The organism is Agathobaculum hominis (assembly GCF_014288055.1).
GTDB classification, from domain to species: Bacteria; Bacillota; Clostridia; order Oscillospirales; family Butyricicoccaceae; genus Agathobaculum; species Agathobaculum hominis.
Genome location: NZ_JACOPK010000003.1, coordinates 68,626 through 91,702, shown reverse-complemented (window position 1 = coordinate 91,702; position 23,077 = coordinate 68,626). Strand labels below are relative to the sequence as shown.

Annotated in this window: 22 protein-coding genes; 15 read left to right on the top strand and 7 right to left on the bottom strand. The window is 58.2% G+C overall.

What is annotated here, in order from left to right:
- Positions 1-85: 85 nt before the first annotated feature.
- The 7 genes from H8S02_RS03930 to H8S02_RS03900 all read left to right on the top strand — a co-directional run bounded on the left by H8S02_RS03930 (position 86) and on the right by H8S02_RS03900 (position 5,236).
- A complete protein-coding gene (locus H8S02_RS03930) occupies positions 86-496 on the top strand; it encodes a helix-turn-helix domain-containing protein (RefSeq protein ID WP_186969393.1) in 411 nt (136 codons plus the stop codon).
- A 6-nt stretch (positions 497-502) separates the two neighbouring features.
- Entirely contained in the window at positions 503-1,027 is a 525-nt protein-coding gene (locus tag H8S02_RS03925; RefSeq protein WP_330601924.1) for an ImmA/IrrE family metallo-endopeptidase, read from the top strand.
- Positions 1,028-1,037: 10 nt separating this feature from the next.
- Positions 1,038-1,934: a hypothetical protein gene (locus H8S02_RS03920; RefSeq protein ID WP_407926392.1), complete on the top strand. Its 897-nt coding sequence runs from the start codon at positions 1,038-1,040 to the stop codon at positions 1,932-1,934.
- A gap of 18 nt (positions 1,935-1,952) precedes the next feature.
- Positions 1,953-2,528 (top strand): hypothetical protein, encoded by a 576-nt coding sequence (locus H8S02_RS03915; protein ID WP_186969391.1) that lies wholly within the window; start codon positions 1,953-1,955, stop codon positions 2,526-2,528.
- Between the two features lie 36 nt (positions 2,529-2,564).
- Complete coding sequence (locus tag H8S02_RS03910; RefSeq protein WP_186969390.1) at positions 2,565-4,070, top strand: Y-family DNA polymerase; 1,506 nt, start codon at positions 2,565-2,567, stop codon at positions 4,068-4,070.
- 146 nt (positions 4,071-4,216) lie between these two features.
- Positions 4,217-4,759 carry a YgjV family protein gene (locus H8S02_RS03905; protein ID WP_186969389.1) on the top strand — a complete coding sequence of 181 codons (543 nt, stop codon included), beginning with the start codon at positions 4,217-4,219 and terminating at the stop codon, positions 4,757-4,759.
- Between the two features lie 42 nt (positions 4,760-4,801).
- A complete protein-coding gene (locus tag H8S02_RS03900) occupies positions 4,802-5,236 on the top strand; it encodes a hypothetical protein (protein WP_186969388.1) in 435 nt (144 codons plus the stop codon).
- Positions 5,237-5,295: 59 nt separating this feature from the next.
- Here H8S02_RS03900 and H8S02_RS03895 read toward each other — a convergent pair whose 3' ends face one another.
- Positions 5,296-6,777 (bottom strand): hypothetical protein, encoded by a 1,482-nt coding sequence (locus tag H8S02_RS03895; RefSeq protein WP_186969387.1) that lies wholly within the window; start codon positions 6,775-6,777, stop codon positions 5,296-5,298.
- A 108-nt stretch (positions 6,778-6,885) separates the two neighbouring features.
- Here H8S02_RS03895 and H8S02_RS03890 point away from each other — a divergent pair, with 108 nt between their 5' ends.
- Positions 6,886-7,095, top strand: coding sequence for a hypothetical protein (locus H8S02_RS03890; protein WP_186969386.1), 210 nt, complete (start codon positions 6,886-6,888; stop codon positions 7,093-7,095).
- Between the two features lie 115 nt (positions 7,096-7,210).
- On the opposite strand, the gene H8S02_RS03885 is transcribed toward H8S02_RS03890, so the two are convergent.
- A complete protein-coding gene (locus H8S02_RS03885) occupies positions 7,211-7,927 on the bottom strand; it encodes a GntR family transcriptional regulator (protein WP_186969385.1) in 717 nt (238 codons plus the stop codon).
- 286 nt (positions 7,928-8,213) lie between these two features.
- Here H8S02_RS03885 and H8S02_RS03880 point away from each other — a divergent pair, with 286 nt between their 5' ends.
- Positions 8,214-9,119, top strand: coding sequence for a LysR family transcriptional regulator (locus H8S02_RS03880; protein ID WP_186969384.1), 906 nt, complete (start codon positions 8,214-8,216; stop codon positions 9,117-9,119).
- A gap of 59 nt (positions 9,120-9,178) precedes the next feature.
- Here the strand turns inward: H8S02_RS03880 and H8S02_RS03875 are convergent, their stop codons facing one another.
- The 3 genes from H8S02_RS03875 to H8S02_RS03865 are packed head-to-tail and all read right to left on the bottom strand — an operon-like array spanning position 9,179 to position 11,285.
- On the bottom strand, positions 9,179-10,351 hold the full coding sequence (locus tag H8S02_RS03875; protein WP_186969383.1) for a Gfo/Idh/MocA family protein: 1,173 nt from the start codon (positions 10,349-10,351) through the stop codon (positions 9,179-9,181).
- A gap of 25 nt (positions 10,352-10,376) precedes the next feature.
- Positions 10,377-10,676, bottom strand: coding sequence for a hypothetical protein (locus H8S02_RS03870; protein WP_186969382.1), 300 nt, complete (start codon positions 10,674-10,676; stop codon positions 10,377-10,379).
- 27 nt (positions 10,677-10,703) lie between these two features.
- Positions 10,704-11,285 carry an L-2-amino-thiazoline-4-carboxylic acid hydrolase gene (locus H8S02_RS03865; protein ID WP_186969381.1) on the bottom strand — a complete coding sequence of 194 codons (582 nt, stop codon included), beginning with the start codon at positions 11,283-11,285 and terminating at the stop codon, positions 10,704-10,706.
- 394 nt (positions 11,286-11,679) lie between these two features.
- On the opposite strand from H8S02_RS03865, the gene mgtE reads away from it, so the two are divergent.
- The 3 genes from mgtE (at position 11,680) to H8S02_RS03850 (ending at position 17,361) form a co-directional block, all read left to right on the top strand.
- Positions 11,680-13,074, top strand: coding sequence for a magnesium transporter (gene mgtE, locus H8S02_RS03860; RefSeq protein ID WP_186969380.1), 1,395 nt, complete (start codon positions 11,680-11,682; stop codon positions 13,072-13,074).
- A 233-nt stretch (positions 13,075-13,307) separates the two neighbouring features.
- Positions 13,308-16,859, top strand: a complete 3,552-nt coding sequence (locus H8S02_RS03855) for an S-layer homology domain-containing protein (RefSeq protein ID WP_186969379.1) — start codon at positions 13,308-13,310, stop codon at positions 16,857-16,859.
- Between the two features lie 76 nt (positions 16,860-16,935).
- Positions 16,936-17,361: a hypothetical protein gene (locus tag H8S02_RS03850; protein ID WP_186969378.1), complete on the top strand. Its 426-nt coding sequence runs from the start codon at positions 16,936-16,938 to the stop codon at positions 17,359-17,361.
- Between the two features lie 103 nt (positions 17,362-17,464).
- Here H8S02_RS03850 and H8S02_RS03845 read toward each other — a convergent pair whose 3' ends face one another.
- The gene (locus H8S02_RS03845; RefSeq protein ID WP_186969377.1) at positions 17,465-18,865 is read right to left on the bottom strand and encodes a sodium-dependent transporter; all 1,401 of its coding nucleotides are present in this window, start codon (positions 18,863-18,865) and stop codon (positions 17,465-17,467) included.
- A gap of 190 nt (positions 18,866-19,055) precedes the next feature.
- Between H8S02_RS03845 and H8S02_RS03840 the strand changes: the two genes are divergently transcribed.
- Positions 19,056-19,931, top strand: a complete 876-nt coding sequence (locus tag H8S02_RS03840; protein ID WP_186969376.1) for a LysR family transcriptional regulator — start codon at positions 19,056-19,058, stop codon at positions 19,929-19,931.
- Between the two features lie 4 nt (positions 19,932-19,935).
- Here the strand turns inward: H8S02_RS03840 and hcp are convergent, their stop codons facing one another.
- Positions 19,936-21,507, bottom strand: a complete 1,572-nt coding sequence (hcp, locus tag H8S02_RS03835; protein WP_118723182.1) for a hydroxylamine reductase — start codon at positions 21,505-21,507, stop codon at positions 19,936-19,938.
- Between the two features lie 186 nt (positions 21,508-21,693).
- Between hcp and H8S02_RS03830 the strand changes: the two genes are divergently transcribed.
- Positions 21,694-22,200, top strand: a complete 507-nt coding sequence (locus H8S02_RS03830; protein ID WP_118723181.1) for an ECF transporter S component — start codon at positions 21,694-21,696, stop codon at positions 22,198-22,200.
- Between the two features lie 13 nt (positions 22,201-22,213).
- Complete coding sequence (locus H8S02_RS03825) at positions 22,214-22,945, top strand: amidohydrolase family protein (protein ID WP_118723180.1); 732 nt, start codon at positions 22,214-22,216, stop codon at positions 22,943-22,945.
- Positions 22,946-23,077 lie beyond the last annotated feature (132 nt).

Genomic DNA, 23,077 nt, shown 5'->3' with positions numbered 1-23,077 from the left:
ATACGCATTTGTTTTACGCATGTCAATGGAAATTTCGAGCATTCATGCAATCCGTTTACGCATTACAAAATAAGGAGGCAGCACGATGAGGTTTGGCGAAAAGCTCCGAAAGCTGCGCAAGGACAGCCATCTGACACAGGCGGAGCTGGCGAAGCGCGCCGGTCTGGGACTGAAAACCATTACAAATTACGAAAAAGGCACTACTTATCCGCAGGACCGCAGGGTCTACGGCGTGCTCGCCGAGATCCTCGGCACGAGCGCGGACTACCTGCACAACGAGAACGACGATTTCGTTTCGATGGCCGGAAAGGAATTCGGCTATCGCGGCCGCGTCGGCGCGGAAAAGCTCGTCGGCGAGCTGACCGGTCTGTTCGCCGGCGGCGAGATGGCCGAGGAGGACATGGACGAGCTTATGCTCGCCATTCAGGAGGCCTATGTCGACGCCAAGCGGCGCAACAAGAAATATACGCCGAAAAAATATCAGCAGCAGCCTTGAAGCGGGGTGAGTCACTTGCTGAAAAACCATAACGAGGCCGTCCGCACCGCCGACCGGCTGGTCCGGAAATACGGCACGCGGAACGCCGACCATCTGGCCGAGGCGCTCGGCCTCATCGTCATGCCGCGCGCCTTTAAGCATCAGAAGGGCGTATACAAGGTCATCGAACGCAACCGCTATATCTTCATCAAGCAGGACCTGCATCCGGTCATGCACAATATCGTCCTTCTGCACGAGATCGGCCACGACCAGCTGCACCGCAGCGCCGCCATCGCCGCCGGCGGCTTTCAGGAATTCAACCTTTTCAACATGGCCGACCGCGCGATGGAATACGAGGCCAACATGTTCGCCGCACAGGTCGCGCTGCCCGACGAGGAAATCCTCGAGTATATCATGCGCGGCTGCGACGTCGCGCAAATCGCACAGCTGATGCACTCGGACATCAACCTTGTCGCGCTCAAGACCGCCGAGCTCAACCGGCAGGGCTGCCGCTTCCGTCAGCCCGAGCACCGCTGCGACTTTCTGAAGTGAGGTGGCCGCTGTGAATACCGCATATTTTCATCTGCCCGGCCTGTTCGAGTTCTACGAGCTGTACCGCGTATTCCTGCCGCTTTTCCGCGAGCACCGGGAATACTTCTACGACTGGTGCGAAATCGGCTCGATCTACGGCGCACCGGCGGACTGTCTCTGGGGCGGCGGCCGCGCCGGGTTCGGAGAGGCTTCGCCGCGCGATGTGCTCGCGCTCATGCAGGAATACGGCATCTCCGCGCGTCTGACGTTCAGCAATTCCCTGCTCCGCGAGGAGCACCTGTCCGACCGGAAATGCAATGCACTGTGCCGCCTGTTCGCGGAGGGCGGCGGCGTGCAGAACGGCGTCATCGTCCACTCCGACCTGCTGCTCGAGTATCTGGCGCAGCGCTGGCCGGGTCTTTACTTCGTGTCCTCGACCACCAAGGTGCTCACCGATTTCCGCGAGCTCAAAAGCGAGCTCGATCGCGCGGATTTCCGTTATGTCGTGCCGGATTTTCGCTTGAACCGGCAGTTTGACGCACTTTCTGCCCTCACGCAGGCGCAGAAGGACAAGATCGAATTTCTGTGCAACGAGTGCTGCTGGTTCGGCTGCACCGACCGGAAGCGCTGCTACGAGACCGTCAGCCGCATGAACCTCGGCGAGGACTGCCCGGAGCACCGCTGCGCCGCACCGGACGCAGACGGCGGCTACCGCTTCTCGAAGGCGATGAAAAATCCGGGGTTTATCGGCGTGCGCGACATCGAAGACATCTATCTCCCGATGGGCTTTTCGCAGTTCAAGATCGAGGGCCGCAGCCTCGGCAGCGCGCTCGTTCTCGAATTTCTGCTGCACTACATGGCCCGGCCCGAATATCAGCTGAACGTCCGCGAGGAGATCTATCTGGACAACACGCTCGACCTGTTCTGACGAAACGGAGGGATTTCCATGCTGCAAAAAGTCAACCGCCTGCTGACCATTCTGATGTTCTCGCTCATCGGCGTTTTCCTCGGCTACAGCATTTACACCTGTGCAGACTGCCGCACCCGTCCCGGTCTGTACGCGCTGTATTCCGCGCCGTGGTACACGCAGCTCTTAGTCTGCGGCGTCTGTGTGCTGGTCCTGCTGGCTGTCCTGTTCGCCGCAAAGCTCGTTATTCGTCATCTGTATGCCAAACGTCAGCGTGCCATAGCTGCTGCGATGCGAAAGCGCAATGCGTCGCGTGATTATGATGATGACTGGTATCCTGTTATCCGTGATGATGTGATCGCCTGCATCACAAAGGAAAAAACATATCCATGGGATACGGATGATCTTGTAAAAACCTATAAATGCCTTGTATTCTGGCGCAGCGACCGTGTTTATATGTGCGTAGAGCGCTTTGTGGAGCTTTCCACCAATGAATACCGGTGCTGCCCTGAGTATACATGGAGCATTGGCCAAACACTCGAGTCGTTTACCGAGATGTCCGAACAGCAGTTTGTTGACAAAGCGTATAATATCTGGTGTAACGGCGCACGGTAATCCTGCTGTTATTACATCCGAAAGGAGGCTGCGAACGTGTCCGCTCACACTTATCTTGCCATCGACCTGAAATCCTTCTACGCCTCTGTGGAGTGCCGCGAAAGAGGGCTCGACCCGCTCGACACCAACCTTGTCGTCGCGGACGAGCGCCGCACGGACAAGACCATCTGTCTCGCCGTCACGCCGTCGCTCAAGAGCTACGGCATATCCGGCCGCGGACGGCTGTTCGAGGTGCGCCAGCGCGTCAGGGAAGCGAATATCGGCCGCCGCCACGATGCCCCGGGGCATCAGCTCTCCGGCTCGTCGTTCTCCTTCTCCGAACTGCAGAGCAACCCCTCCCTCGCCGTCGATTTCATCATCGCACCGCCGCGCATGGCGTATTACATGGAGTACAGCAACCGCATTTACTCCATCTATATGAAATACGTCGCGCCCGAGGACATCGTCGTCTACTCCATCGACGAGGTGTTCATGGATGTGACCGGCTATCTGAACACCTACGGTCTGACCGCGCATGAGCTCGCCATGAAGATCATCCTCGATGTGCTGAACACGACCGGCATCACCGCGACAGCCGGCATCGGCACCAATCTGTTCCTGTGCAAGGTGGCGATGGACATCGTGGCCAAGCACATCCCGGCCGACCGCAACGGCGTGCGCATTGCCGCGCTCGACGAAATGAGCTTCCGCCGCAGACTGTGGTCTCATCAGCCCATCACTGATTTCTGGCGTGTGGGGCGCGGCTACGCGAAAAAGCTCGAGCAGCACGGCATGTTCACCATGGGCGACGTCGCGCTCTGCTCGGAGCGCGACGAGGAGCTGCTGTACCGCCTGTTCGGCAAAAATGCCGAGCTGCTCATCGACCACGCCTGGGGCTGGGAGCCGTGCACCATCGAGGCCATCAAAAAGCTGCCGCCCTCGCTCAAGAGCATCAGCTCCGGGCAGGTGCTCACCTGCCCCTACCCTGCGGACAAGGCGCGGCTCGTGCTGCGCGAGATGGCCGACCTGCTCGTGCTCGATCTGGTGGACAAGCGGCTCGTCACCGACCAGATCGTGCTCACCGTCGGCTACGACATCGAAAATCTGACCGACCCGGCGCGCCGTCGGCGCTATCACGGCAAGACCGAGGTCGACCGCTACGGCCGCACGCTGCCCAGACAGGCGCACGGCTCGATCAATCTCGACGGCTACACCGCCTCCACGCATCAGATCATGGAGGCAGCCTCCGCCCTGTTCGACCGCATTGTCGACCCCGAGCTGCTCATCCGGCGTATGTATCTCGTCGCGAACCGCGTGCTGTTCGAGAACGACGCGCCGCGCCGGAATGACTGTGAGCAGCTCGACCTGTTCACCGACTACGCCGCCGAGGAGGAAAAGCGCCGGAAGGAGGAGGAAGCGCTTGCGCGCGAGCGAAAGCTCCAGCAGGCCGCCCTCGCCATCAAGAAAAAGTTCGGCAAAAATGCCCTCCTCAAGGGCATGAACCTCGAGGAGGGCGCGACGGCGCGCGACCGCAACAGCCAGATCGGCGGCCACAAGGCCTAAGGCAACACCGCACAATTAAAGCTGCGGCATATGCGGCCTGTTCTGCGCCGCAGCGCCGCAAACTTGCAATAATTTCTGCAATATGATACGATAAATGCAGCGCATTTTCATGTACTCGATCACCAAAGAAAGCGAGAACCTTTTTTATGTTTGCACAGCTCGTCGGACTGTTCGGGACCGCGCTGTTCTTCGCGTCCTATCAGTGCCGGGACAACAGGCAGCTGTTTCGCGTGCAGTTTCTGTCCTATCTCTGCTACACCGCCCATCTGTTCCTGCTCGGCGCAGCTACCGGCGCCGTCAGCTATCTGATCAACACCTTCCGCTCCTTCTGTCTGAGCAGCAGATACGATTTCCTGCGCAGCCGCGCCATGGGCGCGGCCATCTGCGTGCTCCAGATCCTCGCCCTTGTTTTCACCTGGTCGGGATGGCTGTCCGTCCTCCCTGTCGCGGCGAACATCGCCACGACCATCGGCGGCTACACCTATAATGCCCGCACCATCCGCTCGGTCGGCATGTTCATCAACTCGCCGCTCTGGATCGCATACGACATCATCATCGGCTCGTGGGCCGGCATTCTGGACGAGATCGCGACCGAAGCCTCCATCCTCCTCTCGATCTTCCGCTACGGCTGGAAAAGCCTCGGCGGGCAGAGCAGCAGCGCCGAAGTCAGTCGAGCGGCGCAGGAATGACCGCAGCCTGTTCCGCGTGCCCGAGAAGAAAGCAGGTGTCTTATGGCCTACAACCCGAAATACGATGACATCATCGACCATCCGCATCATGTTTCGCGCAGCCATCCGCGGATGCCGCTGTCCGACCGCGCGTTTCAGTTCGCGCCCTTCGCGGCGCTCTCCGGCTACGCCGATACCATCCGTGAAACGCAGCGTCTGACCGAGCGGAAGATCGAGCTCGACGAGGGCACGATCGAGATGCTCAACCGCCGGTACCGCCGTCTGATGGATACGCTCGACAGCCGTCCGACCGTCAGCATCACCTATTTCAGACCCGACGAGCGCAAGGAGGGCGGCGCGTATCTGACCGTGACCGGCGTTGTGCGCAAGCTCGACCCTGCCGCCCGGCGCATCATCATGCAGGACGGCACCGTCATCCCTGCCGCCGAGATCTCCGCTATGGAGGGGGAAATCTTCAGCGATATGGATGAATGGTAAAAATCAGCAGGGCGTTCCCTTCTTTGGAAACGCCCTGCTTTTGTATCGAATTACCGTGCTCAGTACAGCATTCTGCCCTCTGTCGCGTCGAACTGAAGCGCGAACTGGACGGTCTTGAACGCGCTGCTGCTCCACATGCTGTCCCTCGCAGTCCGCGCCGGGTACTGCACCCAGGTGTTCTGATGCGTGTAGTTGACCCAGCTGTTGACGTAAGTATCCTCCTGCGCGATCTGTATCGGGAGGCAGACGTAGCCACGCTGATTTTCGCTGCCGCGCGGCATGGAGAACGTGCCGGTCAAGTTGCTGCTGCTCTGCGAATTGCCGAAAAAGTCGGTCGTGAAGGTGTCCTGCATGCCGAGCGAGTGGTACGCCGCCGTAAGCGTCTGACCGTCCCTTCCGCACAGCACACGGCCGGTCGCGTCGCCGTCCGGCCACCAGTCACTCTGCCCGCTCGGCCACAGCTGAACTGCCTCGGTGCCGTAGTAGTTCATCGGCTGCGTCCAGAGGAAGTGATGGAAGATGATCCATCTTTCCGTGCCGTCGGTCTGCTTCACGCGGACCGCCACGCCGGTCAGGCGCAGCTCCTTCGCATCGTACACCGTGTCGATTTGATAGCTGTTTTCGCCGGTCTGCGTCGTCACTTCCCTGCCGTCGTTCACCGGCTTGTCCTCCGTGCGGCTCAAAATCTGCGTCGCGCCCTCGCACGAGGCGATGTCCTCCGCACTGAGGTCGTTCAGCACCGCCTCGGGAAAGCCGAGCTCGAGCAGCTTCGCCTTTGTGCTCTGCACCTCGGCCTGCGCCGAATTATCGAGCGGCGTCCACTCCATCGGATAGCTGCCGCCGAACGCATAGCCGCAGACCATGCCTGCCGCGAGGAGCACGGCGAGCGACAGCACGAGCTGCCAGTCCTTCACCCTGACCGGAACGGGCGTGATCGTGCAGCCTGCGTTATCCAGCTCGCCTGCGAGCGCGAACAGCCTGCGCATGATGATGATGTACAGGACAATCATGATGATGCCGAACACAATCCAGCCGCTCCAGTTCATCACACCGAGCGCGCACAGCACGACATTCCATACGATCAGCGCGGCGGCCGCACCGCATTTCGCCTCAAAGCCTGCCTTCTGCCGCAGCGCCTTCAGGCCGCTCCACAGGCAGACCACCTGCGCCAGCACTATCACCAGATTAAACAACGTCAGCACCACTGCGGCCGTTGTCCCCGTCAGCACATCCGCATAGATCGTCGTATCCAGTATCATCCACACGGTAATGTAGAACGTGCGGATGATGGCGATGACATAGCCGCCCTTGAAGCCTGCGTTTTCCCGGCGCAGTGCGCGAAGGCCGACCAGCAGAAACACCATGCCGATCGCCGGGAGAATGTAATTCAGGCACAGCACATTCAGTGTCAGTCCCGTGAGGGTCATGCCGATCAGCACGCGCGTGAGCGCCTGACCGCACCATGTGCCGCTGTCCGCCCCACAGCTCGACAGCCCCTCCGGTTCGATGATGTTCATCGTGGTTTTTTCCTGTTCGTTCATGCGAAACACCTCTTTCCTGCCTTTGATGGCTAACCTCAGTATAGCATATAAGGGAGATATTTCATAGTGGAAACGCAATAAAAAAAAAGAAAATACGCAGTCTGTATTGTGCAGATTGACAAGCAGCAAAAAGGAGGACGAATAGGTGCGGCGGTCCTCGTTTACCATTGCGATGCCGTGGTTGATGGCGTCGCGCGTGTTCTTGATGTGGACTTCCCGACCGTTCAGGTAAACCGAACCGGAGGTAATGGGGTCGAGACCGAAGATCGCGCGCATGACCTCGCTTCGGCCTGCGCCTACCAGACCGGCACACCTTGATGCACCCTGCCCCAAGCCGCATACACATCGCACAAAATCTCCGCAGGGTTTCCGACAGACAGCAAAAAGCCGAAGCAGTTTGCCTCCTGCTTCGGCTGCCTGATTTATGCCGTTTTTACGGCCGTATTCTCATGATCGTGAAATGAAACAGGTCGCTGCGCAGATAATCGACCGAATACAGCGTCGGGTTGCCGCGCGAGTCGTAATGACACTGTCTGAAGCCGAACGCGCTCTGACCCTCGCGCAGACGGAGCATTTCGCACAGCGGGTCATTCTCTGCCGGGATAAACAGCTCGGTGCTCGCGCGGCTGATATAGATCCCCTCACTCTCCTCGAGGAAGGCAAACAGCGACTGCGGGATTGCGCCATGCATCTTTTCGGCGTATTTTTCCGGCAGGTACCCCAGACTGACCGCGATCACATCCTTCTCAGTGCGGCGGATATGCTGAATGATCGCAAACTCGGCTGTTTCCGGCGCTTCGAAAAACCGGCAGACCTCCTCCGGCGCCGTGCCGACCGTACAGGTCATGCACGAGCCCTGCTCGCGCAGTCCGGCCTCCGCGATCATCTTAGACATGCTTTTCAGCTGCGAAAGGTCATTCGTGATGCGATGCGACGGCTCCTGAAGATAAGTGCCCGAGCCGTGTCTGGAATACAGCACGCCCTCGCCGCGCAGCAGGCCGAGCGCCTTGCGCCAGGTCTCCCGGCTTACGCCGAGCATTTCCGCCATGCTGGACTCGGACGGTATTTTGGTCCCTGCTTCGAACGCTCCATCATGATACAGCGCAAGAAATTCCTCTTTTGCGCGCAAAGCGGAAGATTTCCCTCTCATTTTCGTCCTCCCGACTGCATCCGCACGACCCGTTCATGCGATATGCCAGTTTTTTCTTTCTTTTTGGTACGCTCTGTCCATCTAAAATTATACAGCATCCATGCCGCTTTGCAAGAGCGTAATCACGAAAAGACCGACTCCGTTCGCCACGCGCCCGGTTGTGCATCACAGGGACATTCCTGCAAAACGCCGCAGAAAAAGTCGAAAGCGCACATTGACATCAGTGCCCAGACAGCGTATGATGTGGCTATATCCCGGCGCTCCGCGCCAGAAAGAGGCTCTTTTCATGACATTGCAGCAGCTTGCCTATCTTGTCGCCGTGGCCGAATGCGGCAGCATCACCGACGCGGCCGAACGGCTTTTCATCTCGCAGCCGAGCCTGAGTGCTGCTATCCACAATCTGGAGAAGGAAATGGGCGTGACCGCCTTCGTTCGCTCGAACAAGGGCGTTGCCGTCACGCGCGAGGGCGAGGAGCTGCTCTCGTTCGCCCGGATGCTGCTCGAGCAGGCCGACATCATGCAGGAGCACTTCGGCGCGGGCCGGCGGCGCGATCCTCGGTTCTGCGTGTCGTGCCAGCATTATTCGTTCGCGGTCAACGCCTTTGTCGATGTAGTGCAGCAGTACGACGCCGACCGGTACAGCTTCATCCTGCGTGAGACGCAGACCGGCGAGATCATCGACGATGTTTCCTCCGGCCGGAGCGAGCTCGGTCTGCTCTACCTGTGCGAGAGCAACGAGAGCGTGCTCTCCAAGCTGCTGCGCAAGAACGAGCTTGTGTTCGAGGAGCTGTTCACCGCCGAGCCGCACGTTTTCATCAGCAGAGACCACCCGCTCGCCGCCAGGGCGCGCATCACGCTCGATGAGCTGCGCCCCTACCCCTACCTTGTGTTCGAGCAGGGCGAGCGCAACTCGTTCTATTTTTCCGAGGAGCTGCTGAGCATGCTCGATATGCCGAAAACCATACAGGTGCGCGACCGTGCCACGCTGTTCAGCCTTGTCATCGGCCTGAACGGCTTCACGGTCAGCTCGGGCATCATCGACCAAAAGCTCAACAGCCCGAGCATCATCGCGCGCCCGCTCGACATGGACGGCAGCATGCGCATCGGACTCATCCGCAAGAAAAACGTGGTGCTCAGCCGTTATGCCGTATCCTATGTCGCGGCGCTGAAAAAGCATTTGTCCATAGACTAAAGAAAACAGCCGCAGGCGTAAGCCTGCGGCTGATCGGCGCTCTTTCTTTATATGGCGTATCAGTTTTCCTCCGGGAAGCTCAGCGGCAGCGCCTTCGGCTGCTCGAACGTGGTCGTAGTCTCGCAGAAAACGTGCTCGCGGGCGCTCCTCAGGATGCACTCCATCACCTCGAGCGAATGCAGCGCCATGTCGCCCGAGGCGCGCGGCGTGCGGCCGTTCTGAAGCGCATACGCCAGATCGACCAGACCGATACCGCGCGGATTTTCCGCATGGCTGACCGAGTTGAACGGATGGCAGTTCGGTACGACCGGCCACGGCGTATCTACATTCTCCGGGCGGCGTTCAGGGTCGGCCCAGCGGTATTCGCCCGGCGTGCGCATCAGCGTGTCGCCGCCGAACAGGTTCGGGCCTGCGATCGGGTCCTTTTCGTCGATGAGCACCGTACCCTCGGTGCCGTAAAGCTCCATGCGCGGAAGCTCGCTGTCCCAGACGTCAAAGCTGCACGTCAGCGTCACCTGCGCGCCCGAGCAGAACTCGAGAATGGCGTTGATGTGCGTGTCCACATCGACCGGCAGCACCGTTCCCTTTGCCGGGCCGGACGGCACGGTGCGCGTCTGCGCGGCACGGGTCGCCATCGCGCAGACCCGGCGCACCGGGCCCAGCAGGCTGAGCAGCGCGGTCACATAATACGGCCCCATGTCGTACAGCGGGCCTGCGCCCGGCTGATAGAAGAACGCCGGGGCCGGATGATGGAATTCGTGGCCGTGACCGACAAACCACGCGCCGCCGCCCGTGATCCTGCCGAGCCTTCCGCTGTCGATCAGCTCACGGATGTTCTGAAGGCGGCCGCCGAGGAAGGTATCCGGGGCGCAGCCGATGAGCAGGCCCTTTTCCTTCGCGAGCTCGACCAGCTCTTTGCCCTCCGCGAACGTCATGGCGAGGGGCTTTTCCGTGTAGACGTGCTTGCCGGCCTTGAGCGCGGCGAGGTTGTACTCATAGTGCGCCTGCGGCGTGGTCAGGTTGAGCACGAGGTCGATGTCCGGGTCCGCGATCAGCTCCATGCCGGACGCATAGGCCTTCGGGATGCCGTGCTCCGCGGCCTTGCGCTGCGCCTTTTCCAGACCGCGCGACGCGCACGCCACGACCTCCACCGCATCATATTTTTTCAGATTGTTCAGATATACATTGCTGATGTCACCGATGCCGATGACGCCGACACGAAGCTTTTTCATTGTTTTTCCCTCCATATGGTATTTTTCAGTTGTCTTTCTCTATTCTGTGCACTTCACCTTTATGTGTGACAATACTCTGATCGCGCTCACAATACACCTCATCTCCAGCATTTACTTTGTCGTATTCACTTTCAGGACAGAGTAAAGTAAATTCTGTTCCGGTCGCTTCTTCAACTACAATATAGTACTTATCTCCAGATTGATACTTGTCAACAGTCGTGACCTTTCCTCCCATCGGGTAATAGCTTATCTTCACAAACGCAGCATATCCACCGACCGCCAGTAAAAGCACAGCTGCCAGCAAAACTTTTTTCCATTTTTTCATTGTCGCTGCTCCTTTCAAAGAAAGCGGTTATTTCCTGCAAAACCGGAAATCGCAGCAGTCAGCGCCGTAGCCCAGGGTTTTCGTTCTCGCAAAGCCGAGCTTGCACAGGCCGCCATACGTCACGTCGTCCACATCGCAGAACAGGCGGCACAGCTCCGCGCAGCCGTTTTCCACGCAGGCCGTGTGCCAGAGGCATTTTTTCATCGTGACGGAGAAGCCGTCCGTTCCGTGCTCCTGCTCACTCTCCCAGAGGTCAGAACTTCGCACGACTCGCAGAAAAATGCGACTGTAAAGCGCGTAAAACCCCGGTATTGCCTCCATCCTCATCATTTCCGCGTGTTTCTGCGCCGCGACCCGTTCCAGCATGTAGCGCCGCATCTGCGCATGCGTCTCCGCCTCCGGCAGGCTCTCCTGCATGGCCTTGTACAGCGCGATGCGCGGCAGGATGGTCTGAACGAGCGTTTTCCTCTGGTTTTTCGACCGGTTCTGCGTGTTCCGTATGATTTCTTGCAGGATTTCCTCCTGCCGGGCGAAAAGAGCGCCGCCTCGGTCGCCGCCGAAGCTCTCGGCGAGGAACATCCCGATCTGCTTCTGCTGTCTGATGCGCATAAATGCTCACTGCTTTCCCGTTGATCTGCTAAGCTGAGTATACCATATATCCCGGCGCTGCACCAGTCCATACGTCGAAAACATGCAGCGGCTTAACGTATGCTCCCGATGTAAAAAATACGAAAAACACCTTGAAAATCTACTGCAGCAGTGCTATAATCATTGCGAAAAACAAACAAAAGGAGGCAAGCCCTATGGACAGTTGTGACAGACGAATTGTACATACGACGATGGATACAGACCTCGCTCTTCCGGCGTCCGCAGGCATCCTCTTTTGAATAAGCGCTGAGCCTCGCTCCATCGTGATGAACAAGTCCACAACTGATGTTTGTGTCGCTGTATCTGTTACGGTGGATTTTTTACGCCCTTTTCAGGGGCGGAAGGAGGCTTTATCATGAAGAAGGAAGTATTAAAGGAACCGATCTTCGCAGAAAAGATCCTCAGGATCATCCGCTCCTCGCCCTCCATGGAGGAAATGCGGGAGCAGCTGCGGGATTACCACGACAACGACATCGCGCAGAGTCTGAAATATCTGAACCGTGCCGAGCGCAACCTGCTGTACAGCGCACTGGACGCGGAATGGCTGGCCGAGATCATCTCCTACATTGACGATCCGGTCGAGTACGTCGACGAGATCGGCATCGACAAGCTGTCCGCGATCATCAACGAAATGGACGCGGACGACGCGGTCGACCTGTGGGAGAACATCGACGAAAGCGTCAAGGTCAAGCTGCGCCCGATGATCGACGACCAGACCAAGGCCGCGATCCTGCTCATCAATTCCTATGATGACGACGAGGTCGGCAGTCTCATCACCACCAATTACATCTGCATCCACCAGAGCCTTACCATTCGCCAGGCCATGCACGAGCTGGTTCGGCAGGCCGGTGAAAACGACAATATCGCAACGATCTATGTCGTCGACGGTCGAAACCGCTTCTGCGGCGCGATCGACCTCAAGGATCTGATCGTTGCGCGGGAAAACGTGCCGCTGGATTCGCTCATCAGCTACGCCTATCCTTATCTGCTCGACCACGAGAAGATTTCGGACAGCATCGAAAAGATCAAGGATTACGCCGAGGACTCCCTGCCGGTTCTGAACCGGGACAAAAAGATCATCGGCATCATCACCGCGCAGGACGTTGTCGAGGCCGTCGATGACGAGCTGGGCGAGGACTATGCAAAGCTCGCCGGTCTGTCCGCAGAGGAAGATCTGAACGAAACGATCGCGGAGAGCATCAAAAAGCGTCTGCCGTGGCTGATCATCCTGCTCTTTCTCGGCATGGGCGTTTCCACGGTCGTCGGCGCGTTCGAGGGCGTTGTTGCCGTGCTGCCGGTCGTCATCTGCTTCCAGTCGCTCATTCTGGACATGGCCGGCAACGTCGGCACGCAGTCTCTGGCGGTCACGATCCGCGTACTGATGGACGAAAATCTGAGCGCGAAGGACAAGCTGCATCTGGCCGCGAAGGAGATGAAGGTCGGCTCCTGCAACGGCGCGCTGCTCGGCGTGATGGCGCTCGTTTTTCTGGGCGTTTACATCGTGCTGTTCAAGGGCTATTCTGCCGCAAATGCGTTTCTGATCTCGGGCTGCGTCGGTCTCTCGCTCCTCGCCGCCATTGTCATTTCCAGTCTGGTCGGCACGCTCGTTCCGATGCTGTTCCATAAAGTCAAGATTGACCCGGCGGTCGCCTCCGGTCCGCTCATTACGACCATCAACGACCTTGTCGCTGTCGTTACCTATTACGGGCTGGCATGGGTCTTTCTGATCGACCTGTTTCACCTCGTCTGAGGCGCAGCCGAATATTCCGCAGACCCGTCACAGGATGAACCCTCCTGCGGCGGGTCTGTTTTTTTGCGCACTTCCGCGCGTTCCCGTTTTCCCCGACATCCTTATCGGAATCCATACATTCCCCCTTATTCTGTCTGTTACAGGCTATTAAAATTCTATTTAATACAGATTGTTTTTTGTTTCGGATTGCGCTACAATAGGGGTACAGACAAAGGCAAAAGGAGGAATTTTTTATGAGAAAAAGATTGACGTCCATCCTGCTGACGCTGGCAATGCTCGTCGGCCTGCTCCCCGCGCTGTCACCGCAGGCGGAGGCTGCCGCAGACGATGCCACGGCGCTGCTTCAGGAGGTGAGCACCAAGACCTCCGTACCCTCGGGGTACACGCCCATCTACGATGCGGACGACCTGCAAAACATGCAGGAGGATTTGACCGCAAACTATATCCTGATGAACGATATTGATTTGTCAGGGATAAACTGGAAGCCTATGCAACCCAGCAGAACCGGAGTCTATACTTCCGGCTTCACCGGAACGCTGGATGGCAACGGCTTTACCATTCGCAATCTGACGGTTAACGCGGAGCAGTACGACAACGGTGCCCTGTTCTATCAGAATGAAGGAACCATTCAGAACCTGCGCGTTACCGGTCAAATCAATTTAACCAGTAAGTCTGGAATTGTCCGCTTCGCTGCATCCCTTGCAATCTACAACAAGGGAACCATCTATAACTGCACCAGTGCGGCAGGTATTACCGCCGGCGGGGATATGCCCGTGCGCGTCGGCGGTCTGGTATCGGAAAATAAAGGAACGATTGACTACTGCCGTTATACCGGCACTATCCATGCATCTGCCGGCGGCGGTGAGGTCAGCGTAGGCGGTATCACTTACATAAATGATAACAGCGCTGTCATTTCCCACTGCGAGAACGTCGGTATCATTCTGGCTGAATCCGGCAATTCCACAGAAGTAAAAGATACCATTTCGTCATTGGTCAATGAGTCCTCTATCCACCTAGGCGGAATTGCAGGTAAAACAGATTGGCACAGCACCATAGACCAGTGCCGTGCGACCTGCACCATCCGTATCACCGGAGAAAGCCACTATGAATACTGGTACATTGGCGGCATTGTCGGCAGTGGCTTTGTAGCGACATTTAGCAACTGCTGTTTCAACGGAACATTATCCATCAATGTAGATATTAAGGATGTCGCATCGGGAATATATAAAGTGGGCGGTCTGGCCGGTGACGGAGGTTACGAATCCAAGTACGAAAACTGCTATGTCTCCGGCGTCATTACGGACAGCAGTCCCTCTCTTGGAGGTGTTCCTGCTTGGCTGGCCTCGGATGCGCCCGGCTGCGAATTCACCGCCTGCTACTACCCCGCCGGAACGCTCGACCCGTTTGTCTTGAACAAGCCCAGTGAAGAAAAAGGCTACACCGCCGTTCCGCTCGCTTCCATGGCCAGCAAGGCCACCTTCCCGGAGTATGACTTCTCCTCCGTCTGGACGATGGGTCAGAGCTACCCCATCCAGAAGGTGTTCACCCATCTCTCAAACGGCAGCTCGACGCCCATCGCAAAGCCCACCGAGGACACCGCGGTCATCGACGCCAGCGAGTACATTCAGCAGCACGTCTCCTTCGCGCAGTCCAACGGCTACAGTCAGCAGATGGATCAGCGCATGGCAAAGCTGCTCGCCGACGCGCAGAACACCACGGCCGCCAACGCCGGTGAAGCCGCCTATGACATTCTGAACACCGCAAGCGAGCTGTCCAAGTTCAAGAGCCTGAGCATTTTCGACAATCCCTATGACGCCATGCTCACCGAGCTCATCCTCTCCGCCACGAGCAGCGAGGTCGACAGCCTGAACACCCGTATCGAGGCGGAAAACCTCAAGCTCGCCAACAGCATCTGGGACATGATTCTCAAGGTTCAGCCGAACTATTCCGCAAAGGAAAGCACCTACAAGCCTGCCATTCAGGAGCTGCTCTCCGACCCGGAGTCCCTGAAACAGCGCTCCCCCGACATCTTTGAAAAGCTTGCGGCCGCCATCGAGCAGTACCGCGACGACAAGGGCACCCGTTCGGCGCTCAATTTCATCAGCGGCACCACCAATTTCTTCGGCAAGGTGGGCGACGCGCTGGATGTGCTGGAGGATTACCAGAACACGCTCGACTGGATCATCGGCTGCTCGAACTACGTCAGCGTCGTTCATGCGTATGAGGCGCTGAACGAGGAGTATATCCAGACGCTCCATCAGGTGGCCGGCAAGATGGGCAATTCCGCCTACGCCACTTCCTTCCGCTCAGCGCTCCAGAAGTACGATGACTGGCTGAACTGCGAGGTCATCGCGGAAGCGCTGGAATTCACTACCAGCTTCGCCAAGCTGACCTATGACACGCTGTCTCCCCTCACCGAGAACGTCATGACCTATTATCTCTCCGGCTGTCTCGGCCTTGACGTCACGAATGTCACGGTGGTCGTCGCTGCGTATAACCTCGGCTGGTCGCTCAGCAATACGCTGACCGGCAACGACAAAATGGTCGAGAGCCGCGAGATCATCCGCGCTTCCTATTACGTGGAGGATGCGCTTTACGGTATTCTTCAGGCCGACCGCGAAGAGCTGAAGAACAAGAAGGATCTGTCCTCCGCGCAGAAGTTCGACGCCTCGTACATGCTGCTCCGGACCAGCGAAATGTACGCTTTGCAGGCGTACAAGGACTATCTCGATGCGTCCGAGAAGTCCTTCACGCAGGGCCTGCTGCATCTGGGCAACAATAACTTCAACACCACCGAGACCACGCTCGCGAACTTCGCGATCCTGCGCTGGGATGCCGCGATGTGCCACGGTCAGGCGGTCCGCGATCAGATGATGTCTGAGCTCATCATCGCCTGCCCGACAGACGTTTACGTCGAAAATGAGGACGGCGAGACCGTTCTTACCATCGAGGACGGCGTTGTCACGACCTGTGCAGCCGGTGTCTCGGCCGCTGTCGCAGGCGACACCAAGGTTCTCGGCCTGACCGGCGGCCCCTACAACATCACCATCTGGGGCACCGACAGAGGCACGATGGACGTTTCCTACACGGCATACAGCAGCACCGGCCGCGTCCTCAAGCAGCAGCACTACGACAACCTGCCCCTGACGGACGGCTGCCTTTACGAGAGCAGCATCGAGCCGAGCAGCTCTACCTCGGTCGACTTCACGCTCGACGGCGATGCGCCGGAGAATAACTTCCGCTTCACCGATGTTCCCGAGAGCGCGTATTTCTACGAGCCGGTTCTCTGGGCGGTCGAAAACGGGGTCACGAGCGGCACCTCCGCAACTAAATTCAGTCCCTATGAGGGCTGCACGCGCGGTCAGGTCGTCACCTTCCTGTGGCGCGCCGCAGGCTGCCCTGAACCCGAAAGCAGCTATAATCCGTTCTCGGACGTTCCCTCGAACGCCTACTATCACGACGCCGTGCTCTGGGCGGCCGAGGAGGGCATCACGACCGGCACGAGCCGCACCCGTTTCGAGCCGAACGCGACCGTGACGCGCGCCCAGACCGTCACCTTCCTGTGGCGCTGGGCTGGCTCGCCCGAGCCCGGCTCTGCGGGCAGCTTCCGCGATGTGCCTTACCGCGCTTACTACGCGGACGCGGTTGCGTGGGCGGTCGAATACGGCATCACCAACGGCACCGCACCCGGTCTGTTCTCCCCCGCGCAGACCTGCACGCGCGCACAGATCGTTACCTTCCTTTACCGCGATCTCGCCGCTGAGTGGGAGGACTACGAGACCTGAGGCGGCACCAGACGCCCCGCGGCATCCAGCGCCGCGGGGACAGCGGTGCTGATCATAAAATGGAGATGTTTGAATTATGTTACGCTATATTTTTTCATTTCATTTTCTCGAACGCTACGGGTTCCAATCCCTTTTTTATCTCACGATCATCGGCTGCCTCGTATATCTGCCGTTTCGCCGGCACTGGGATAAGGTATTCGGCTGGGTAGATGCGATCATTTTCGACTGCTGCCTTGCGATACCGCTCGTGCTCTACGCCTGCTTTTTCGTATATACCGAGACACCGCCGACAACGGGAAATATCATCGCAACGGTAATCGCTGCCATTGTCGGCGCTGTTGTGGGACTGGTGATCCTGGTCGACTGCTGGCGGAGATGCAGCAATATCATAGAGATCATCTTCCTTCCCCTTGTGATGATCATGGTGTTCTGCATGATCATTCTATTCTGGTGGGTCTTCCTGCTTTTGATGGGATTTGCCACAAAAAGCGATGACCGTTAACCTCTGATGCCGCCTGCGGTCAATTCCTGACGCCGAAAACGCACATGAAAAAGCCGCTGCATGACGGAGAAATTCTCTCCGCATGCAGCGGTTTTCATTATTTTTATCCGATCTTCGACAGGATGCCGGTCGACTGAAGGAACAGTACGAACATCATCACCGGCGCGACATAGCGGATCATGACGCGGTAGAGCTTTTTGCGGCGGAAGGTCTCGCCGTTGCGCTCCATCTCGTCGATGACGTAATCCGGCGTCATCACCCAGCCGATCAGGACGGTGGACAGCAGCGCGATGAACGGCATCATGACGCTGTTGCTGACGTAGTCCATGATGTCGAGCAGCTGGCCGACCGAGCCGTTCGGCAGCATCACCTCCACATAGAATACGCTGTAGCCGAGCGTGATAACGGCAGACGCCGCCAGATAGATGACCGACAGCACCAGGACCGTCTTTTTGCGGCTCGTGTGGAAGATCTCCATGCAGTTGGCCGTGATGGACTCCAGAACCGAAATGCAGGAGGACAGCGTCGCGAAGATCGCGGTGACGAAGAACAGAATGCCGACCGCCGTGCCTGCTCTGCCCATCGCGGCAAAGACCTTGGGCAGCGAGACGAACATCAGGCTCGGGCCTGCGCCCATGCCCTCAGTGCCCGAGAACACATAGACCGCCGGAATGATCATCATGCCTGCGAGGAACGCAACACCGGTATCGAAGATCTCGATCTGGTTGACCGCGCGGTTGAGGTCGACCTCCGGGCGCACATACGAACCGTAGGTGATCATGATGCCCATGGAAACGCTCAGCGAGAAGAACAGCTGACTCATCGCGTCCAGAAGAATCTGGAGAAAGCGCTGCACGGTCAGTCCCTCGAGGTTCGGCGTCAGATAGTACAGAAAGCCCTGCCAGCCGGTTACGACCTGTCCGTCCGCGTTCGTGTGACTGAGCGTCAGCGAATAGCACGCGATGACAACGACCAGCACGAGCAGCACCGGCATCATCCAGCGCGATACCTTTTCAATGCCGTTCTGCACGCCGTTGTAGACGATGAGCGCGGTAACGCCCATGAACAGCAGCGCGAACACCACCGGCGACACCGGCGAGGTGATGAACGAGGTGAAGTAATTGTCCGCAGCAGCAGCGCTCGCCTGACCGGAGACGTAAACGACCGCATATTTTGTGATCCAGCCGCCGATGACCGCGTAGTACGTCATGATGAGCACGGGCACGAGGAAGGTCAGGATGCCCAGACCCTTCCACTTCGGGCGCATCTGCTCATACGCGCCGATCGCGCTCTTCTGCGTGCGGCGGCCGATGGCGATGTCCGATGTCAGCAGCGTGAAGCCGAACGTCAGTACCAGAATAAAGTAGATGATGAGGAACAGACCGCCGCCGTCCTTGGCCGCCAGATACGGGAAACGCCACAAATTTCCCACACCGACCGCGCTTCCGGCTGCGGCAAGGACAAACCCCAGCTGTCCCGAAAAGTGATTTTGCTTTTTTTCCATTGTGAAATTTTTCTCCTTACCCCAAAATTCCTGTACAGCTAACATACCACATGATAGAATATAAGTAAAATAAATGTTTTTACTGCTATACATTACATCTGGTAATGTATGCTGTGCAAAAGCAAGGCGGCAGCCGTCAATTGCTTTACAAGCATCATACTGTACCGAATATTGAAAAGGAGGAATACCTATGCGCGAGGTACGCGATCGCTACGAAATCTTTCTCAAGGTCCGCGAGACCGGCAACTTCACAAAGGCCGCCGAGGCGCTGAACTACACGCAGTCCGGCATCAGCCAGATGATGGCGGGTCTCGAGGAGGAGCTCGGCGTGCAGCTGTTCGCGCGGGCGAAGAAGGGTGTCGTCCTGACCGACAACGGACAGCGGCTCATCCCCTACATCCGCGAAATGGTAAACCAGAAGGAAAAGCTGCGCCAGGCGGCCTTCAACATCAACAACAAGGTCGAGGGCAAACTGCGTATCGGCAGCTTTTCGAGCGTGACGGCGATGTGGCTGCCGCACGTCGTGCATTTTTTCAAAGAGAACTATCCGCAGGTCGAGGTGCAGATTTTCGACGGCAACTACGACGAGATCCATGACTGGATCATCCGCGGGCAGGTGGACTGCGGCTTTCTCTCGTCCATTCTGGCGGAGGATCTGACCTTTTATCCGCTGCATCAGGATGCGCTCTGCGCCGTGCTGCCCCGGGAGCATCCGCTCGCGCAGCGCAGCAGCGTCACCCCGGAGGAGCTGCTCCAGTACCCGTTCATCATCGAAACGCCCGGCTGCGACAACGACATTCTGCACCTGCTGGAAAAATATCCGCACAAGCCGCAGACCGTGTACAGCTTCCGCGACGATACGCTGATCGTTGCCTTCGTCAAGCACGGTCTCGGCGTCACGATCTCGCAGGAGCTTGCCATGCAGGCGTTCGCGAACGATGTGGAGATCCGCCCGCTCGTGCCGGAGAGCTTCCGCACCATCGGTCTCGCGTTCGCGCGCACCGCAAGCTCGGTCACGGCGCGGACGCTGCTCGAATATTTGCAGGCAAATCTGTGCGGCGCGTGAGCGGTTATCCTCTTCCCAGAATGGCGTCCATATCCTGCTCGGGCGCGGTGGTCGGGTGCAGATCGTAAGTCTCTACCAGCATTTTCACCACGTTTTCCGACAGGAACGCCGGCAGCGTCGGCCCGAGATAGATATTCTTCACGCCGAGCGCAAGCAGCGTCAGCAGGATGCACACGGCCTTCTGCTCGTACCACGAGAGCACGAGCGTGAGCGGCAGGTCGTTCACCGTGCAGCCGAAGGCATCCGCCAGCGCGAGCGCGACCTTGATGGCGCTGTATGCGTCGTTGCACTGTCCCATGTCGAGAATGCGCGGCAGACCGCCGATCTCGCCGAGATCCAGATCATTGAAACGGTATTTTCCGCACGCGAGCGTCAGAACAAGCGTATCCATCGGCGTCTGCTTGACGAACTCGGTGTAGTAGTTTCTGCCGGGGTGCGCGCCGTCGCAGCCGCCGACCAGAAAGATATGACGCACCTTTCCGCTCTTGATGAGCGAAATGATCTCCTCCGCGTGCGAGAGCACGGCTCCGTGCGCAAAGCCGGTCATGAGCATATGGCCGCCGTTGATGCCGCTCATGCTGTGGTCATGCTCGTAGCCGCCGAGCGCAAGCGCCTGCTCGATAAGCGGCGAAAAGTCCTTGCGTCCGCAGGCATCCGCCTCAATGTGGCGCAGACCCTCATAGCCGACCACCGATGTGGTGTACACACGGTCCCGATAGCTCGGCCGCTGCGGCATCAGGCAGTTCGTCGTGAACAGGATGGGCGCCGGGATGTTCTCGAACTCGCGCTGCTGGCTCTGCCACGCCGTGCCGAAGTTACCCACAAGCTGTGGATACTTTTTCAGTCCCGGATAGCCGTGCGCAGGCAGCATTTCGCTGTGCGTATAGATATTGATGCCCCTGCCCTCGGTCTGCTCGAGCAGCTGCGCAAGATCGGCCAGATCATGACCCGAAACCACGATGAACGGGCCTTTTTTGATGTCGGTCGGCACCTTTGTCGGCTGCGGCGTACCGAAGGTGCCGGTGTTGGCACGGTCGAGCAGCTCCATGCAGCGGAAATTCATCTGTCCGAATTCGACGATGAGCGCAAGCCATTCCTCCACAGAATGCGGCCGGTTGACCGCACACAGTCCCTTATAAAACCACGCGCTCACCTCGTCGTCCACGTAGCCGAGGTTCATCGCGTGATGCGCATACGCCGCCATGCCCTTCATGCCGAACAGCAGCGTCGACCGCAGAGAGACCGTATCCGTGTCGCCCTTCCAGAGCTCCACGACCTTGCACGGCGCGCCGCCGAAGCTGTCGCGTTCTGCGCGCACGCGCGCGGTAAATTCCGCGATCGCACGATTGTCAAAATTGACGTTGGTCAGTGTGGTGAACAGACCGTCCGCCAACAGCCGGTCGGCCGTCGGCGTGCGCTGTCCGGCCGCTGTCGCCGCCTCCGCCAGACCGATCAGCTCGCGTACCAGTTCGTCCTGTAAATGCGCTGTCTCCGGCTGCTTGCCGCACACACCTGTGCTGACGCAGCACTTTCCGCCTGCCGTCTGCTGACACTGAAAGCAAAACATTTCTGACATGAAAACACGCTCCTTTTTCGGATAGTGTTTCCCACGGAACAGATGTTATGCAGATAAATGTGCTCTCGCAGCTGTTCATCCCGCTCCATCTGACCTTAATAAAAATCCGCGAACTGACGCTATCAAACAGTTCACAGTCTGATATAATGGATAAAAGACGAATATGGAAAGCGAGAGAAAACAGTTATGGATTTAAAACGAATCGTGCGTATCGCCATGATGGCGGCGCTCATTTTCGCCGGAACGTACACCTTCAAGATACCGATCGCCATCACCGGCGGCTATACGCATCTGGGTGACTGCGCGATCTTTGTCGGCGTTATGCTGCTCGGCCGAAAGGACGGCGCACTTGCGGCGGCGCTGGGTGCAGCCCTCTCCGACCTGCTGAGCGGCGCGATGCTGTGGGTCCTGCCGACCTTCATCATCAAAGGCATTATGGCGCTCATCATGGGGCTGGCCGTCGAAAAGCTCATGCCGGAGCACCGGTACGGCTGGCTCATCGGCGAGGTTCTAGGCGGCGTCTGCCAGATCGTCGGCTATCAGCTCGTCAAGATCGTGCTCATCAGCCCTGCGGCGGCAATCGCCACCATTCCCACCATCACCATGCAGACGATTGCAGGTATCGTTATCGCCTCGGTCGTGATCACGATCATGCAGTCCTCCAACCTGATCGAGCGCCTCAAGCGCAGCTGAGAGGAGCGGCAATATGAAAAAGATCGATGCACATGCACATATCGGTGACTTCGGCAGCTGGGCCGGTGTAGACGGCTCCCCCGAGCAGCTGATCGCGTTCATGGATGAATACGAAATCGAGCAGACTGTGCTCTGCGCGAAGGATCACACGGGAAACGAGGGTGTCGCAGAGGCGGCCGCCCGTTATCCGGGCCGTTTTATCCCGCTCGTGTACCTCAATCCGCTCGAGGGCGCGGACATCTGCCGCGAAAAAGTCGAGACCTATGTCGACGGAAAGGGCTTCCGCGGCATCAAGATGAATCCGCTGCGCCATGCGTTCGTAGCGGACGATACCGCGGTCGATCCGGTAATGGAGATGGCGCGCAGCCGTCATCTTCCTGTGTTCATTCACTCCGGCCATCCTCCGTATTCGCTGCCGTGGAGCATCGCGCTGCTCGCGGAGCGTTTCCCCGAGGTCAAGACCGTAATGATTCACATGGGTCACGGACACGGCGTTTACATCGACGCCGCGCTCAAGATGGCAAAGCGCTTCCCGAACATTTATCTTGAGATGTCCGGCATGCCGATGGGCGTAAAGATCCGTCAGGCCTATGAAGAGGTCGGTCACGACCGCATCATGTTCGGCACGGATTATCCGTTCCACCATCCTTCGGTGGAGATCCAGAAGGTCCTTACCTGCGGACTGGACGAAGCCGCCATGCAGGATGTGTTCTACAACAACGCAAAAAAGCTGCTCGGCGAATAAGAACAGCAGCGCCCCTGACCGAAGGTCAGGGGCGCTTTATACTGTCGGAAAGCTCCGGAGAGTACCGTAAGATCAAGAAATTGACACAATCCGACAGTGCATGCTATAATACAGGCGGACGCTGTTACTTTT

Bases quoted from the DNA above. Each gene is read 5' to 3' on its own strand.
- H8S02_RS03915 (WP_186969391.1), top strand. From the start codon at position 1,953: ATGCTGCAAAAAGTCAACCGCCTGCTGACCATTCTGATGTTCTCGCTC.
- H8S02_RS03900 (WP_186969388.1), top strand. From the start codon at position 4,802: ATGGCCTACAACCCGAAATACGATGACATCATCGACCATCCGCATCAT.
- H8S02_RS03875 (WP_186969383.1), bottom strand. From the start codon at position 10,351: ATGAAAAAGCTTCGTGTCGGCGTCATCGGCATCGGTGACATCAGCAAT.
- H8S02_RS03830 (WP_118723181.1), top strand. From the start codon at position 21,694: ATGGATTTAAAACGAATCGTGCGTATCGCCATGATGGCGGCGCTCATT.
- H8S02_RS03850 (WP_186969378.1), top strand. From the start codon at position 16,936: ATGTTACGCTATATTTTTTCATTTCATTTTCTCGAACGCTACGGGTTC.
- H8S02_RS03895 (WP_186969387.1), bottom strand. From the start codon at position 6,777: ATGAACGAACAGGAAAAAACCACGATGAACATCATCGAACCGGAGGGG.
- H8S02_RS03865 (WP_186969381.1), bottom strand. From the start codon at position 11,285: ATGCGCATCAGACAGCAGAAGCAGATCGGGATGTTCCTCGCCGAGAGC.
- H8S02_RS03880 (WP_186969384.1), top strand. From the start codon at position 8,214: ATGACATTGCAGCAGCTTGCCTATCTTGTCGCCGTGGCCGAATGCGGC.
- H8S02_RS03905 (WP_186969389.1), top strand. From the start codon at position 4,217: ATGTTTGCACAGCTCGTCGGACTGTTCGGGACCGCGCTGTTCTTCGCG.
- H8S02_RS03855 (WP_186969379.1), top strand. From the start codon at position 13,308: ATGAGAAAAAGATTGACGTCCATCCTGCTGACGCTGGCAATGCTCGTC.
- H8S02_RS03825 (WP_118723180.1), top strand. From the start codon at position 22,214: ATGAAAAAGATCGATGCACATGCACATATCGGTGACTTCGGCAGCTGG.
- H8S02_RS03870 (WP_186969382.1), bottom strand. From the start codon at position 10,676: ATGAAAAAATGGAAAAAAGTTTTGCTGGCAGCTGTGCTTTTACTGGCG.
- hcp (WP_118723182.1), bottom strand. From the start codon at position 21,507: ATGTCAGAAATGTTTTGCTTTCAGTGTCAGCAGACGGCAGGCGGAAAG.
- H8S02_RS03930 (WP_186969393.1), top strand. From the start codon at position 86: ATGAGGTTTGGCGAAAAGCTCCGAAAGCTGCGCAAGGACAGCCATCTG.
- H8S02_RS03885 (WP_186969385.1), bottom strand. From the start codon at position 7,927: ATGAGAGGGAAATCTTCCGCTTTGCGCGCAAAAGAGGAATTTCTTGCG.
- H8S02_RS03840 (WP_186969376.1), top strand. From the start codon at position 19,056: ATGCGCGAGGTACGCGATCGCTACGAAATCTTTCTCAAGGTCCGCGAG.
- H8S02_RS03845 (WP_186969377.1), bottom strand. From the start codon at position 18,865: ATGGAAAAAAAGCAAAATCACTTTTCGGGACAGCTGGGGTTTGTCCTT.
- mgtE (WP_186969380.1), top strand. From the start codon at position 11,680: ATGAAGAAGGAAGTATTAAAGGAACCGATCTTCGCAGAAAAGATCCTC.